We start from the raw sequence: 14,574 nt of genomic DNA on the forward strand, positions 1-14,574 counted from the left end.
GCGGGAAGAGCGGACGAGACTGCCTCGCTCCCGAAGAAAACGCAACCGGCGCCCCGCGTCTCTTCTACCCGTCCAAACGGGGAGAAGATGCCGGCAGGCAGATGAGGGGCGGACGCTTGCGAGAACCACAACCGTTGCGACTAGCCCCTCACCCTAGCCCTCTCCCCGCAGGCGGGGAGAGGGGACGTGCCCGACGCGGCGTTTCGATGTGCGTGGAAGCCGTGCCACACGTTCCTTCGCCCCGCAGGGGTGGAGAGGTGGCGGCAGCCGGATGAGGGGCAGCAACGCGTGCAGACGCCACCACCCACCAACAAAAACGGTCGCACCCTGTCCGGATCGGGAAGAGCGGACGAGACTGCCTCGCTCCTGAAGAAAACGCAACCGGCGCCGCGCGTCTCTTCTCCCCGTCCAAACGGGGAGAAGATGCCGGCAGGCAGATGAGGGGCGGACGCTCGCGAAAACCACGACCGTTGCGAACAGCCCCTCACCCTAGCCCTCTCCCCGCAGGCGGGGAGAGGGGACGTGCCCGACGCGGCGTTTCGATGTGCGTGGAAGCCGTGCCACAGGTTCCTTCGCCCCGCAGGAGTGGAGAGATGGCGGCAGCCGGATGAGGCGCGGCAACGCGTGCAAACGCCACCACCCACAAACAAAAACGGCCGCACCCTGTCTGGATCGGGAAGAGCGGACGAGACTGCCTCGCTCCCGAAGAAAACGCAACCGGCGCCCCGCGTCTCTTCTACCCGTCCAAACGGGGAGAAGATGCCGGCAGGCAGATGAGGGGCGGACGCTTGCGAGAACCACGACCGTTGCGAATAGCCCCTCACCCTAGCCCTCTCCCCGCAGGCGGGGAGAGGGGACGTGCCCTACGCGGCGTTTCGATGTGCGTGGAAGCCGTGCCACACGTTCCTTCGCCCCGCAGGTGTGGAGAGGTGGCGGCAGCCGGATGAGGGGCGGCAACGCGTGCAAACGCCACCACCCACAAACAAAAACGGCCGCACCCTGTCCGGATGCGGCCGTCGAAAGTCTCGCGTCCTTGACGTGTTACTGCGCCACGCCGCCGTCGAGGCCGCCGGTGACGGGTTCGATGCCGGCGGTGGTCTGGAGGGCCAGTTCCTGTTCGCCGTCCATCTGGTAGATGTCGTCGCGGAACTGCACGACGCCGTCCTTGGCCGCCCAGGCGGTGATGTACTTGAAATAGACCGGCACTTCGACCGCAAGCTTGATCGGGTTGTTCTGGCCCGAGCGGATGGTCGCCTCGATCTGCTGGCGGGTCCAACCGGGGGTGTCCTTCAGCAGCCAGGTCGTCAGGTCGCGCACGTTCTGGACGCGCACGCAGCCGGAGCTTTCAAAGCGCGCCAGCTTGTTGAACAGGCCCTGCGACGGGGTGTCGTGCATGTATTCGTTGTTCGGGTTGTGGAAGTTGATCTTGGTCGATGCCATGGCGTTGATCTTGCCCGGGTCCTGGCGGAACGTCAGGTTCGGGGCCTTTTCGGCGTTCCAGTCGATCGTTTCCGGCGAGACCTCGTTGCCCTGACCGTCGATCAGGCGAATGGCGTTCTTCTTCAGATATTCCGGATCCTTGCGCATCAAAGGCACGATGTCCTTCTCGACGATCGAGCGCGGCGCCGTCCAGTACGGGTTGAGGATGACCTCGTAGATCTTGGAATTGATGATGTGCGTCGGGCGCGACAGACGGCCGACGATCGCGGTGTGGCGCTGCACGACGCGGCCGTTGTCCACCGCCTCGATATAGGCTGCGGGGATGTTGACGACGACATGGCGCATGCCGAGATCGCCCGACATGGACTGCAGGCGCACGAGGTTGGTGTTCAGCTGCTGCAGGCGCACATTCGCCGAGATGTTCAGCGCCTTCAGCGAATATTCGCCGAGAACGCCATCCGGCGGCAGGCCGTGGCGGGCCTGGAAGCGCTTGACCGCGCCATCGACATAGCTGTCGAAATTGTCGGAGAGGCCGGCGGACTGTTCGAGGTCGCCGGCGGCGATCAGGTGCTGGCGCAGCGCCCGCACGGAGGGGTCGGAGACGCCGAGTTCCAGGCGCTGCGAGGGATTGACCTCGGGCCAGCCGCCGGACGACACGATCTGCTGATACTGGCCGATCGCCGTCTGCGTGTTGTAGATGGTTTCCATGCTGAAGATCGGCGTGTTGGACGAAACGGCGAGCGCCGTGCGCGAGGCCTGCGCGTCGAACTGATCGTCCCAGACGCCGCGGCGGGGCGCATTGATGATATCCCCCAGGGCGTCCTGCGCGAACGCGCCACCGGCCCAGGCGACAGCGCCGAGCGTGGCGGCGGAGCGCAGGAAGGCGCGGCGGCTATGAGCATCGATTCCGTTTTTCTTCGACATGATCCCTACCATCAGATGCTGCGAGGCAATTCCGCCCTCAGCGCTATCACGATTACGGTTAACAAAGCCAAACCCGCGCGCGGCGGGCGCTGCACCCCGGCGGAGCCGGTTCGCATCCTGCCCCAACCGGAACGGCCCCGACCAGACAGGCCACCAACCGGACCGGCATGCACATCGGCACGCTTCCGGCCCAAGGCACGTCATCTGGCGAAAGCCTCCGGCGCACAGATTCCGGCGTCAAAACCGTATGACCGACCCTCGTTGACAGGCCGGTTTTTCAGCGTTTTACGTCCCATATCAATATGGCCAAACGGTGTCACACAACCAGAGGGCAAGCGCGCCGACAGGCCGGGAAACAAGGCACTGCGTCCTTCCTGCAACAGCCACACAGCCGCGTTTCCCGCGGCCCGCGCGGGCGTCGCGGAGAGGCAGACGCGTCGCATTCCAGCGGGATCACGACCGTTGACAAGATCGTGTGCCGTCATCGTGTGCCGTCCCGCGCGCGCTGCACCCGCGCCATCCCGCTGCGGCTGCCGTGTCAGTCCCGCCTCCGGTTGGCAACGCGAAAGGCCGGGCGCCATCCCGCGCCCGGCCTTTTCGAGAGGACCGTTCCCAAAAATCGTCTTGCCCGAACCTTACATGCGATAGGCGATCGAGTCGTTCCAGAAGCGGTCGAGGCGCTGCAGCAGCTTGTTCATCTGGCTGAATTCGTCCGTGCCGATGCCGCCGACCTTGTGGATCGAGCCGATGTGGCGCTCATAGAGCTTGGCGACCGTTTCGGCGATGGCCTGACCGTCTTCCGTCAGGCTGATGCGGACCGAGCGACGGTCGATGCGCGAGCGCTGGTGGTTGATGAAGCCGAGGTCGACGAGCTTCTTGACGTTATAGGAGACGTTGGAGCCGAGATAGTAACCCCGCGACCGCAGTTCGCCGGCCGTCAGTTCGGAATTGCCGATGTTGAACAGGAGCAGTGCCTGGACGGCGTTGACGTCGCTGCGGCCCTGCCGGTCGAATTCGTCCTTGATGACGTCGAGCAGGCGACGGTGCAGGCGTTCGACGAGGTGCAGGGATTCCATGTAGAGCGAGCGGATCGCGTCTTCCTGCGGGTCCTTGTTGAGGATCGGGTTGCCGGCGGTGTTGGCGGAGGCGTGTGCCTTGAGCTTGCTGTTCATGATGGCGGTCTCTCTCTGTTTGGGTGGCGGTGGTTATGTTTTCCCGCCTTGAGGGAGACACTATCGAATACGTATAAAATTCTACTTAAACCGCAGCCTTAACATGAGCTTACCATTGACGACACCTGTGTCAGGGTGAATCAAACCTTGCAATTCGCCCCTTGCGCATACGCTGATAGAGGATAATGCCGCGGAACGTGACGAAGATCAGGGCTGCGCTGGCATGCAGGATGAGGATCAGCGGCTTGGCGCCGAAGAGCTCGGGATAGAAGCCGAACATGACGATTTCGGTCGCCGCCGCCACCACCCAGATGACCGGCCCCCAGGATACCAGCAGCCAGAGCCCCAGGGCCGCCACGGGATAGGCGACCGCCAGCGTGGTCGCGGCGACGCGCCAGGGCACGGTCAATAGATCGAAGCGGCCGGACCCGTTGAAGGAGTAGCCGATCAGCAGCGCCCAGTAGTTCAGGCCGAACCAGAAGCACGAGATCGCCACGAGCCGCAGGAAGACGCCGAACAACGTCTCCGTCACGGAGATCTTGGGAACATGAACAGAATCATCGGACATGCCGGCGACCATAAGCGCGGATGCCGGCAACTGCCAGAGGTGGTGCTGCCGCAGGTCTTGGCAGAGGAGGTTCTGCGAGCGGGGAATTCGAAAGCCTCGAGCGACCGCAGGCCGATGTCCGAAAGCCGGCCGCAAAGGCTTTCCAGCCGTCCGTTCGAAAAAAGAGCCGCTTTCTTTTCCCCGCGCCATTTTCCACGCATCATACTGGCCTCGTCCCGTTATCGGATGCACCGGAAGGCGTTCCGGCGAGGCGGGGCCGGTGCCGATTGTGAGGGGATGACGCACATCCTCATCGTCGGGCTCGCGAAGAGGCCGTCCGCCTTGGGACCTTTCATAAAGGCCTGCGGTGTGGCGATGTCATACAAAGAGGCGGCGATCGTTGAAACCGCGATCGTCCTGTGAAACCTGGCAAGGCGGCGGCAAGCCGCGCCGTGACTGCCGGACGCGCTCTCGGGTGAAGCCGAGGGAATCCTCTTCGAGACGGCCGGGCTGCGGGAAAAACCACCGAACGAGGCGCTGGAAGATGTCATCTTCCAACTTCTACTCCACGCGGCAGCTTCCAGCGCCTCGTCCGAACGACTTCTCCCCACGGCGCGTCCCGCGTGCGTGGCTCTCGGCGCGTCGGGGCGGATCGCGACGACCTCGAGGGAAGACACCGAGCAGCGTCTCCGTCACCGACCCTTTCAGACAGGTGCAGGACCATTGGACAGGGCAGCGACCAAGCACGCGATTGCCGGACCTGCTCGGCCGGACGAGTCGGGGCCTGTCGCAAGGCGATCGGCCGTCACGTCGGACCCGGCATGGCGGCGGGATCGCGGGAGCCATGCCGCACGGCATGGATGATGATTTCGGTCTCGGTGACCTCGTAGAAAACGAGATAGGGATAGGGCAAGGCGATCAGACGCCGGATCGTCGGATCTTCCGTCCGCGCGCCGGCAAAGGGCTGATCCGGAAGCTGCTCGATCAGGCTCTTGATCCGCAGCATGACGCGACGGGCACCTTGCGGTGACCGCATGCCGATATACGCGGCGACCTGTTCGAGGTCGATCATCGCCGGTCTGGTGTAGCGAAGCCTCACAGGCCGTGGGCCGCCCAGACGAGACGGATCTCTTCATCCGTGGCGAACGCGCCGCGGGCGGCTGCGCTCTTGGAGGCAGCGATCGCGGCCCGCTCCTCCACGCTCAGAGGGACAGGCTCCGACTCCTCGCGGGCGAGAAGCAGCATCGTCCGCGCGATCTCGTCCTGCAAGACGGCAGGAAGAGCGCGGGCGGCCTCGACGGCTTTTTCCAGAAGTTCGGTCATGCCCCATTATGCAGGAAATTCCGGCGCGGAAAAGCCGGCTCGTCCTGATGTCAGGTCTCCTGCGGAGGCGTCGGGGATCACAGAGCGGTGACCGATCGTCGGGTTGCCAAATGCTGGCTTTGCTAGTTGCGCCAAGGGGGGACGGATCCGCGGAGCCGGGACGAGACGTCGCACCCGGGATATTTTGCCTGTCCGTCGCATCGTGATAAATGTCCCCGACGGCTCCCCGCGCGCAAGCGCGAATTCCTTATGCCTCGTGCGCATGCGCGATTTCCTTATGCCTCGTGCGCAAGCGCGATTTCCTTTCCGAAAGATCCCTCTCATGACCGACAAGACCGACATCGTGGACCTCGTCACCGGACATCGCCGCATGCGCCGCAATCGCAAGGCGGACTGGACGCGGCGGATGGTGCGGGAGAACCAGGTGACGGTGGACGACCTGATCTGGCCGATCTTCCTCGTGCCCGGCACCAATGTCGTGGAGCCGATCGCCGCCATGCCGGGCGTCATGCGCCTCAGCGTCGACAAGGCGGTGGAGGCGGCGCGCGAAGCGGCCGATCTCGGCATACCCGCGCTCGCCACCTTTCCCAATGTCGAGATTGCGCTGCGCGACGACACCGGCTCCAACAGCCTCGAGGCCAACAATCTGATCAACCTGGCGACCAAGGCCATCAAGGCGGCGGTGCCCGGCATCGGTCTCATCACCGACGTGGCGCTCGATCCCTTCACCAGCCACGGCCATGACGGCATCCTGCGCCAGGGCGAAATCGTCAACGACGAGACCGTGTCCCAGATCGCCCGCGCGGCGGTGATGCAGGCCGATGCCGGCGCCGATATCATCGCGCCCTCCGACATGATGGACGGCCGCATCGGCGTTATCCGCCAGGCGCTCGATGCGGCCGGCCACCAGAATGTCGGCATCATGGCCTATGCCACCAAGTTCGCCTCGGCCTTTTACGGTCCCTACCGCGAAGCCATCGGCACCAGCGGGCTCCTGAAGGGCGACAAGAAGACCTATTACATCGACCCCGCCAACGGCACCGAAGCCCTGCGCGATGCCGCCCTCGACGTGGAGGAAGGCGCCGACATGATGATGGTCAAGCCCGGCCTGCCCTATATCGACATCTGCTGGCGCATGAAGGAGGCCTTCGGCCTGCCGGTCTTTGCCTATCAGGTCTCCGGCGAGTATGCGATGATCAAGGCCGCCGGCGCCAATGGCTGGATCGACGAGGAGCGCGTCATGATGGAAACCCTGCTCGCCTTCAAACGCGCCGGCTGCGACGGCATCCTCAGCTATTTCGCGCTCGACGTGGCCCGACTGCTGGCCCGCAAGGGATAGGCCCATGACGGACGCGCCCGACCCCACCCTGTCCTTTTACGAGCGCGAAGCCGAAGCCTATGCATTCCCATTGCAGAGAGAAACGCTCATTCCCATATTCAGGATATCGAATTGGAGACCGAGATGACCATAAGCCATGATGACGTTCGCTTTCCCAGTACCGACTGGCGCGCCTATCGCGGCGTTCTCAGCCGTCGGGTCATTGCGTTCTGCGTCGATTATCTGTTCGTCGCCCTGCTCTGGATCCCTGCGGCCGTGGTCGTGTTTTTTCTTGGCATCCTGACGCTCGGCTTCGGCTTCCTGCTCTATCCCGCGCTGTTTGCCATCGTCGCCATGCTCTATTTCGGCATCACCGTTGGCGGCCGCGCGCAGGCCTCGCCCGGCATGGCCATGATGGGGCTCGCGATCGCGCGCACCGACGGCCGGCCGATGGATTTCATGACGGCCATCGTCCATCTGGTGATCTTCTGGATCGCCAATGCGTTCCTGACGCCTTTCATCGTGCTGATCGGCCTGTTCACCGATCGCGGCCGCCTGCTGCATGACTTCCTGATCGGCACCGTCACCGTGCGCCGCGACAGCTATCCCCTGCGCTGAAGACCCTCGGCGCTGAGCTGGCGCCGACAGCGCTCTTGCGGACACACCGCAGCACATTCCGAGATGTTTTCGACCGGCCGCGTTAACGGCCGGTTGACCTTTTTCATTCTTGAGCCATGCTACTGCATGGTCCCTCAAATCGGAGTCGATTTCAGGATGAGGTTACGCCGCAGGTCTAAAAGTGCTACAGCGAACCGGAGTGCGTCATACAGGACGCGCGGCGCTGTCGCGCGATCCTATTGGTCATGAAGTGTGATCGCCGCCCCAGATGAACATGAACACCCACACCGCCCCGTCTCCGCAGTTCTACCTCACGGCACCGGCGGCTTGCCCCTACCTGCCGCATGAGATGGAGCGGAAGGTGTTCACCCATATGGTGGGCGAGCGGGCGCCGGAACTGAACGACCTCCTGACCCAGGGCGGTTTTCGCCGCTCGCAGAACATCGCCTATCGCCCCGCCTGCGAAAGCTGCCGGGCCTGCGTTTCCGTGCGCATCGTCGCCGGCGAGTTCAAGCCGACCCGCTCGATGAAGCGCGTGCTGGCCGAGAACACCGATATCGTCTCCACCGAATATCCGGCCGAGCCGTCGAGCGAGCAATATGCCCTCTTCCGCCGCTATCTCGACCACCGCCACCAGAAGGGCGGCATGTCGGACATGTCGGTGCTCGACTATGCGATGATGGTCGAGGACACGCATGTGAACACCAAGATCATCGAATACCGCCTGCGCGTCGAGGGCGACGGCATTGCCGGCCGGGCGAACGGCCCGCTGATCGGTGCCGCCCTGACCGACAAGATGGGCGACGGCCTGTCGATGGTCTATTCCTATTTCGACCCCGCCTTTTCCGACCGCTCCCTCGGCACCTTCATGATCCTCGATCACATCCGCAAGGCCCAGGACCGCGGCCTGCCGCATGTCTATCTCGGCTACTGGGTCAAGGGCTCGCGCAAGATGGACTACAAGACCAAGTTCCTGCCGCAGGAGCATCTGATGGCCCGCGGCTGGGAACGCTATGCCGGGCCGGACGGCGAGGATATGGCGGGCTAAGGCGGGTCGGCGTCCGACGGCGGATCGCCGACGGCCTCTCGCCCTGCTTCTTGTATGCGATCCTGCTTTTTGTTATAACGATTGTTATAACAAGGAGGTTTCCATGAACGTCACCATTCGCAAGATCGGTAATTCCGAAGGCGTCATCCTGCCGAAGGACGTGCTGGATCGCATGGGCGTGAAGGCCGGAGACACGCTGACCATCCGCGTGACGGATAACAAACTGGAGCTCACTCCGGAAACGGCGTCCTTTTCGGAGCAGTTGAAAGCGGCCCGGATCGGCATGGAAAAATACAGGAATGCGCTCAGAGAACTGGCCAAGTGACGGATTACAAATGGCTCTCCCGTGAGGCTATCGAGGCCATACACGACGAGCAAATCGCCGAACATGGCGGGTTGGCCGGCTTGAAGGATGAGAACGCCCTGGAAGCCGCGCTGGCGCGTCCGCTGCATAAGCACGCCTATGGCGAAGACGATATGTTCGTCCTCGCCGCCGCCTATCTGTATGGCGTTACCCGGAACCACCCCTTTTCAGACGGCAACAAGAGAACGGGCTTCCTCGCTGCCTTTACGTTCCTGTTCATCAATGGACAGCTGTTGAAAACCGAGGAAGCCATGGCCGTAGAACTCGTCCTCGGTGTGGCCTCAGGAGATATCGCGGAAGATGGGGCCGCAAGGTTCCTCAAGGATTATTGCGAGACCCTCCCCGCCTGACCGATCAGGTCGGGAGCGCGTCGCCCCCATCACACCCCTCACCCCCCGAACTTCCCGCTCCGCGGAAAGCCCTTGGGAACCACGCGGCCGGCCGTGCCGCGATCGGCGATCCATTCGGCGAGTTCGGCCGGCGTCTTGGTGAAGCTGCGGCCGGCGCTGTCGCTCCAGGTGAGGCCGTCGGCGAGCGTGAAGCAGCGGATGTCGGACACGCCGCCGTCCTTGTAGCGCTGCAGGCGCACGCCCTTGCCGCGCGTCATTTCCGGGATCTGCGTGAGCGGGAAGACGAGCATCTTGCGGTTTTCGCCGATGATCGCGACCTGGTCGCCCTTCGCGGTCACGACCATCTTGGCCTCGTCCGGCATGGCGACGTTGAGGATCTGCTTGCCCTTGCGGGTATTGGCGACCATCTCGCTCTCGGCGATGACGAAGCCGTTGCCGGCGGCCGAGGCGAGCAGCACCTTGCGGGCGGGATCGTGGACGAAGGCCGTCAGCACGTCCTGATCGTTTTCCATATCCACCATGATGCGCAGCGGCTCGCCATGGCCGCGCCCGCCGGGCAGCTTGTCGCCGCCGAGCGTATAGGCCTTGCCGCCCGTCGTTACGATCAGGATCCGGTCCGTGGTCGAGGCCGGGAAGGCGAATTTCAGCGCATCGCCCTCCTTGAACTGCAGCGTGGCGGTATCGGAAATGTGCCCTTTGAGCGCCCGGATCCAGCCCTTCTGCGAGAGAACGACCGTGATCGGCTCCTTCTCGATCATCGCCTGCTGGATGGCCTCGTCGTCGGTGTCCGGCGCATCGGCAAACAGCGTGCGGCGGCGGCCGAGCGCGGTCGCCTTGGCGAATTTTTTCTTCACCTCGCCGATTTCCCAGGCCACCGTCTGCCACTGCTTTTCGTCGGAGGCGAGCAGCGCGTCGATCTCGGCCTTTTCCGCCGTCAGGCCGGCGAATTCGGTGCGGATCTCGAATTCCTCGAGCTTGCGCAGCGAGCGCAGGCGCATGTTGAGGATCGATTCGGCCTGAAGATCGGTCAGCGTGAAGCGCGTCATCAGAGCCGGCTTCGGCTCGTCCTCCTCGCGGATGATGCGGATCACCTCGTCGAGATTGAGATAGGCGATCAGATAGCCGCCGAGAATTTCCAGCCGCCGCTCGATGGCCGCAAGCCGGAAGCGCGACCGGCGCTGCAGAACCTCGCGGCGGTGCTGCAGCCACTCGGTCAGGATATCGAAGATCGACATGACGCGGGGCACGCGGCCCATGGACAGGACGTTCATGTTCAGCGGAAAGCGGTTTTCGAGATCCGTCAGCCGGAAGAGCGATTCCATCATGATGGTGGGATCGACGCTGCGGCTCTTCGGCACCAGCACGACGCGCACGTCCTCGGCCGATTCGTCGCGCACGTCTTCCAGCAGCGGAAGCTTGCGGGCGATCAGCAGTTCGGCGATCTTTTCGATCAGCCGCGATTTCTGCACCTGATAGGGGATTTCCGTGACGACGATCTGCCAGACGCCGCGGCCGAGATCCTCGACCGCCCATTTGGCCCGCACGCGAAAACCGCCGCGGCCGGTCCGGTAGGCCTCGGTGATGCTCGCCGTGTTGTCGATGATGATGCCGCCGGTCGGAAAATCCGGGCCGGGCACCAGCTCCACCAGCTCCTCGATCGACGCGTCCGGCTTGCGGATCAGCAGCAGCGCCGCGTCGCACAGCTCGTGCGCGTTGTGCGGCGGAATGGAGGTGGCCATGCCGACCGCGATGCCGGACGAGCCGTTGGCGAGCAGGTTGGGGAAGGCACCCGGCATGACCACCGGTTCCTCGTCCTCCTCGTTATAGGTGGCGCGGAAATCGACGGCATCCTGGTCGATGCCTTCCAGAAGCAGCGCCGCGACCTCGGTCATGCGGGCTTCGGTGTAACGGTAGGCGGCGGCATTATCGCCGTCGATATTGCCGAAATTGCCCTGCCCGTCGACCAGCGGATAGCGCTGCGAGAAATCCTGGGCGAGCCGCACCAGCGCGTCGTAGACCGACTGGTCGCCATGCGGGTGGAACTTACCGATGACGTCGCCGACGATGCGGGCGCATTTCTTGAAGGCGGTGTTGGGGCGAATGCCCATCTCGCTCATCGCATGGATGATGCGGCGATGCACCGGCTTCAGGCCGTCGCGGACGTCCGGAAGCGCGCGGTGCATGATGGTGGACAGCGCATAGGCAAGGTAGCGCTCTTCCAGGGCCGCCTTGAGATCGACGGGTTGAATGTGATCGTCCCCGCCAGACGGCGGCAAAAGGCTCTGTCCCATGGGTCGTAGCTACCTCAACAAACCGTGAACATCAAGTTGTCTCGCCGGCGCTATCCCCAGCAATCCGCCGATGAGCGGGCGAAGGCGCGAATTAAGCCTGCCGCGAAATAATGCGGGGTACCGACCTGACATTTCCCTGACGCCCGCATATATTTCCGCCCCAATCGCCCTGGAGACATCGACCCCGATATCACAGGCTTTGCAAGGACCCAATGATGATGCAGTTTCCACGACTTCGCTTCCTGCTGGCAGGCGTCGCCTTTACCGCCCTCGCCTCTCCCGCCTTCGCGCTCGACGGCACGGATTTCGCTGCCAAGCTGAACGCGGCCTACGCGATCAACGGCGCGACGCTTGCCTATGAAGCGGTCGATGTCAACGACGACAGCGTGGTCCTGAAGGGCGCCAGCATCAAGAGCACGATGGAGAAGGCGGACGAGCTGAAGATCGGCGACCTCACCTTCGATGGCGTCGAGGAACTGTCGGATGGCGGCTATACGGTCGAGACCGTGGCGTTCCCCGATATCGACAGGACGGCCGACGGCGCCCGGCTCACCGCCAAGGACATCTCGATTGCCGGCCTGCGCATTCCCGCCAAGGCCGGAACGGGCGGCATCGACGACCTGCTCTACTACGAATCGGCCGGAACCGGCCCCGTGACGGTGGAGATGGGCGGCAAGACCGTGTTCTCGATCGAGAAGTCGGAAAGCAATCTGAGCCGCCAGGATGGCGACAAGGGCATCGATTTCGACGGCATCGTCAGCGGCGTCAAGGCGGACCTGTCCGAGGTCAAGGACGCCAAGGCGAAGATGGCGATCGACAAGCTCGGCCTGCAGAACCCGACCGGCGAGTTCACCATGGAAGGCAGCTGGGATCTGGCCTCGGGCGTGTTCGACATTCGCGACAACTCGTTCAATGTCGACAATGTCGGCCGCCTGTCGATCGGCCTCAATGTTTCGGGCTACACGCTCCAGCTCCTGAATAGCTTCCAGGAGGCCTTCAAGGCCGCCGAGGCCAATCCGAACAAGGAGGCCGCCAACCAGGCGCTCGGCCTGTCGGCCATGGGCCTCATGCAGCAGCTCAGCTTCACCTCGGCCTCGATCCGCTTCGAGGATGCCTCGATCACCAAGCGCCTGCTCGACTATTTCGGTGCGGAGCAGGGCGTGACCGGCGAGCAGCTGGCGCAGTCGATCAAGGGCCTTGCCCCGATCATGATCGCGCAGCTCAACCTTCCCGACCTGCAGAACGAGCTGACGGCGGCGATCAACACCTACCTCGACGCGCCGAAGAACCTGACGATCACGGCCGAGCCGGAAAAGCCCGTCCCCTTCCCGATGATCATGGGTGCCGGCATGGGCGCGCCGAACACGCTGCCGAGCGTGCTGGGCGTCAAGGTCACCGCCAACGACTAAGGCCATCCTCGGCCCTCTGAAACACCAAGCCCGCCGGTCTCCTTGCGAGACGACCGGCGGGCTTTTTCATGTCTAATGCCGGGTGCTGCGAGGCCGCGATCAGTGCGAGACGTGCGGCAGCGCCGGGGCGTCCGGCTTGTCGTGCACGGCGAAGCGGTCGAGCATCGTCGCACTTGCGGCGTTGAGGCCGATCACCTCGACGGGCACGCCGGAGCGGCGGAATTTGAGCACCACCTTGTCGAGCGCGCCGACGGCGGTGATGTCCCAGAAATGCGCGGCGGAGACGTCGATCGTCACGCTTGCGGGCGTTTCGGCGAAGTCGAAGGCGGCGATGAAGCTGTCGGCCGAGGCGAAGAACAGCTGTCCCTCGACGCGGTAGATCCGCCCGCTCGCATCGCCCGAGGGCACCACGCGGAAGAGCTTCGCCACCTTGCCGGCGAAGAATACGCCCGACAGCAGCACGCCGACGATGACGCCCTTGGCGAGATCGTGGGTCGCAACCACGGTCACGACCGTCGCCAGCATGACGACGGAGGATGGCAGCGGGTTCGTGCGCAGATCGAGGATCGACCGCCAGGAGAAGGTGCCGATCGAGACCATGATCATCACCGCGACCAGCGCCGCCATCGGGATGATGCGGACGATATCGTCGAGAACGAGGATGAGGAACAGGAGGAAGGCGCCGGCCACGAAGGTGGAAAGCCGCCCGCGGCCGCCGGAGGAGACGTTGATGACCGATTGGCCGATCATGGCGCAGCCGCCCATGCCGCCGATCAGCGCGGAGGCGATGTTGCCGGCGCCCTGGCCGACGCATTCCTGGCTCTTGTTGCTCGGCGTATCCGTCATGTCGTCGACGATCTGCGCCGTCAGCAGCGATTCGAGCAGCCCGACCGCCGCCAGCGTCACGGAATAGGGAAAGATGATCCGCAGCGTTTCCCAGGTCAGCGGCACGTCCGGCAGGCCGAAGACCGGCAGGCTGGAGGGCAGCTCGCCGAGATCGCCGACGGTGCGCAGGTCGAGCCCGCCGAAGACGGCGACCGCGGTCAGCACCGCGATGGCGACGAGCGGCGACGGGATGGCCTTGGTCACGTAGGGAAAGAGGTAGATGATGCCGAGCCCGATCGCGATCATCCCATAGGTCAGAGCGGGCACGCCGATGAGTTCCGGCAGCTGCGCCATGAAGATGAGGATCGCCAGCGCATTGACGAAGCCGGTGATGACCGAGCGCGACACGAAGCGCATCAGCCGCCCGAGCTTCAGGAAGCCGCCCGCGATCTGCAGGATGCCCATGAGGATGGTGGCGGCGAAAAGATATTGCAGGCCATGGTCGCGCACGAGGCTGACCATGACGACGGCGGTGGCGGCGGTTGCCGCCGAGATCATGCCGGGCCGGCCGCCGGTAAAGGCGGCGACGCAGGCGATGGCGAAGGAGGCGAACAGCCCCACCTTCGGATCGACGCCGGCGATGACCGAAAAGCCGATGGCCTCGGGAATGAGCGCCAGCGCCACGACGATGCCGGAGAGAATGTCGCCGCGAATGTTGGAAAACCATTCGCGACGATAGGTGGACAGTGAGATCATGGAGGGTACGTTTCGCAAACAGGAACGCACCAGCCGGGACGAGGTCCGAAGCGGTTATCAGGGCTGATGCTGTGCGTTGTCCGGCGGATCGGCGGCCGGAAGAGCCACCCGGGGATCACACCCGGGTCCGTTGTGATGGCGTTTCTTAGCCCGCAAAGGCCCGCAACGCAATGCCGAACTCCCCCCGCG

The 14,574-nt window shown here is 64.0% G+C and carries 14 protein-coding genes and 1 other annotated feature; of the genes, 7 read left to right on the forward strand and 7 right to left on the reverse strand.

Features of this window, described 5'->3' with window-relative positions:
* Positions 1-1,041: 1,041 nt before the first annotated feature.
* The 3 genes from C8J36_RS06620 to C8J36_RS06630 all read right to left on the reverse strand — a co-directional run bounded on the left by C8J36_RS06620 (position 1,042) and on the right by C8J36_RS06630 (position 4,104).
* On the reverse strand, positions 1,042-2,364 hold the full coding sequence (locus C8J36_RS06620; protein ID WP_062596704.1) for a L,D-transpeptidase family protein: 1,323 nt from the start codon (positions 2,362-2,364) through the stop codon (positions 1,042-1,044).
* A gap of 635 nt (positions 2,365-2,999) precedes the next feature.
* Positions 3,000-3,536 carry a MarR family winged helix-turn-helix transcriptional regulator gene (locus C8J36_RS06625; RefSeq protein ID WP_062596705.1) on the reverse strand — a complete coding sequence of 179 codons (537 nt, stop codon included), beginning with the start codon at positions 3,534-3,536 and terminating at the stop codon, positions 3,000-3,002.
* A 130-nt stretch (positions 3,537-3,666) separates the two neighbouring features.
* Entirely contained in the window at positions 3,667-4,104 is a 438-nt protein-coding gene (locus tag C8J36_RS06630; protein WP_062596753.1) for a DUF6163 family protein, read from the reverse strand.
* On the opposite strand from C8J36_RS06630, the gene C8J36_RS06635 reads away from it, so the two are divergent.
* Positions 4,084-4,506, forward strand: a complete 423-nt coding sequence (locus C8J36_RS06635) for a hypothetical protein (protein WP_132533536.1) — start codon at positions 4,084-4,086, stop codon at positions 4,504-4,506. The genes C8J36_RS06630 and C8J36_RS06635 overlap by 21 nt on opposite strands.
* A 382-nt stretch (positions 4,507-4,888) precedes the next feature.
* Here C8J36_RS06635 and C8J36_RS06640 read toward each other — a convergent pair whose 3' ends face one another.
* Complete coding sequence (locus C8J36_RS06640) at positions 4,889-5,182, reverse strand: type II toxin-antitoxin system RelE/ParE family toxin (RefSeq protein WP_132533538.1); 294 nt, start codon at positions 5,180-5,182, stop codon at positions 4,889-4,891.
* Positions 5,179-5,406 (reverse strand): hypothetical protein, encoded by a 228-nt coding sequence (locus C8J36_RS06645; RefSeq protein WP_132533540.1) that lies wholly within the window; start codon positions 5,404-5,406, stop codon positions 5,179-5,181. Before C8J36_RS06645 ends, C8J36_RS06640 begins: the two co-directional genes overlap by 4 nt.
* A 322-nt stretch (positions 5,407-5,728) precedes the next feature.
* Here C8J36_RS06645 and hemB point away from each other — a divergent pair, with 322 nt between their 5' ends.
* The 5 genes from hemB to C8J36_RS06670 all read left to right on the forward strand — a co-directional run bounded on the left by hemB (position 5,729) and on the right by C8J36_RS06670 (position 9,104).
* Positions 5,729-6,745: a porphobilinogen synthase gene (gene hemB / locus C8J36_RS06650; protein WP_132533542.1), complete on the forward strand. Its 1,017-nt coding sequence runs from the start codon at positions 5,729-5,731 to the stop codon at positions 6,743-6,745.
* 123 nt (positions 6,746-6,868) lie between these two features.
* A complete protein-coding gene (locus C8J36_RS06655; RefSeq protein WP_132533544.1) occupies positions 6,869-7,342 on the forward strand; it encodes an RDD family protein in 474 nt (157 codons plus the stop codon).
* Positions 7,343-7,616: 274 nt separating this feature from the next.
* Positions 7,617-8,390, forward strand: coding sequence for an arginyltransferase (locus C8J36_RS06660; RefSeq protein WP_132533546.1), 774 nt, complete (start codon positions 7,617-7,619; stop codon positions 8,388-8,390).
* A gap of 103 nt (positions 8,391-8,493) precedes the next feature.
* On the forward strand, positions 8,494-8,715 hold the full coding sequence (locus C8J36_RS06665; RefSeq protein WP_132533548.1) for an AbrB/MazE/SpoVT family DNA-binding domain-containing protein: 222 nt from the start codon (positions 8,494-8,496) through the stop codon (positions 8,713-8,715).
* Positions 8,712-9,104: a type II toxin-antitoxin system death-on-curing family toxin gene (locus C8J36_RS06670; RefSeq protein ID WP_132533550.1), complete on the forward strand. Its 393-nt coding sequence runs from the start codon at positions 8,712-8,714 to the stop codon at positions 9,102-9,104. The genes C8J36_RS06665 and C8J36_RS06670 overlap by 4 nt, the downstream gene beginning before the upstream one ends.
* Before the next feature lie 38 nt (positions 9,105-9,142).
* Here C8J36_RS06670 and parC read toward each other — a convergent pair whose 3' ends face one another.
* Positions 9,143-11,395: a DNA topoisomerase IV subunit A gene (gene parC / locus C8J36_RS06675; protein ID WP_062594892.1), complete on the reverse strand. Its 2,253-nt coding sequence runs from the start codon at positions 11,393-11,395 to the stop codon at positions 9,143-9,145.
* A gap of 215 nt (positions 11,396-11,610) precedes the next feature.
* Here parC and C8J36_RS06680 point away from each other — a divergent pair, with 215 nt between their 5' ends.
* On the forward strand, positions 11,611-12,804 hold the full coding sequence (locus C8J36_RS06680) for a hypothetical protein (protein ID WP_062594891.1): 1,194 nt from the start codon (positions 11,611-11,613) through the stop codon (positions 12,802-12,804).
* A gap of 99 nt (positions 12,805-12,903) precedes the next feature.
* On the opposite strand, the gene C8J36_RS06685 is transcribed toward C8J36_RS06680, so the two are convergent.
* Complete coding sequence (locus C8J36_RS06685) at positions 12,904-14,385, reverse strand: SulP family inorganic anion transporter (RefSeq protein ID WP_132533552.1); 1,482 nt, start codon at positions 14,383-14,385, stop codon at positions 12,904-12,906.
* A 74-nt stretch (positions 14,386-14,459) separates the two neighbouring features.
* Positions 14,460-14,517 (reverse strand) — a sequence feature (sul1 is cis-regulatory element that is thought to sense ions involved in sulfur or methionine metabolism; They are found in Alphaproteobacteria).
* Positions 14,518-14,574 lie beyond the last annotated feature (57 nt).

The organism is Rhizobium sp. PP-F2F-G48 (assembly GCF_004342335.1).
Taxonomy (GTDB): Bacteria; Pseudomonadota; Alphaproteobacteria; order Rhizobiales; family Rhizobiaceae; genus Ferranicluibacter.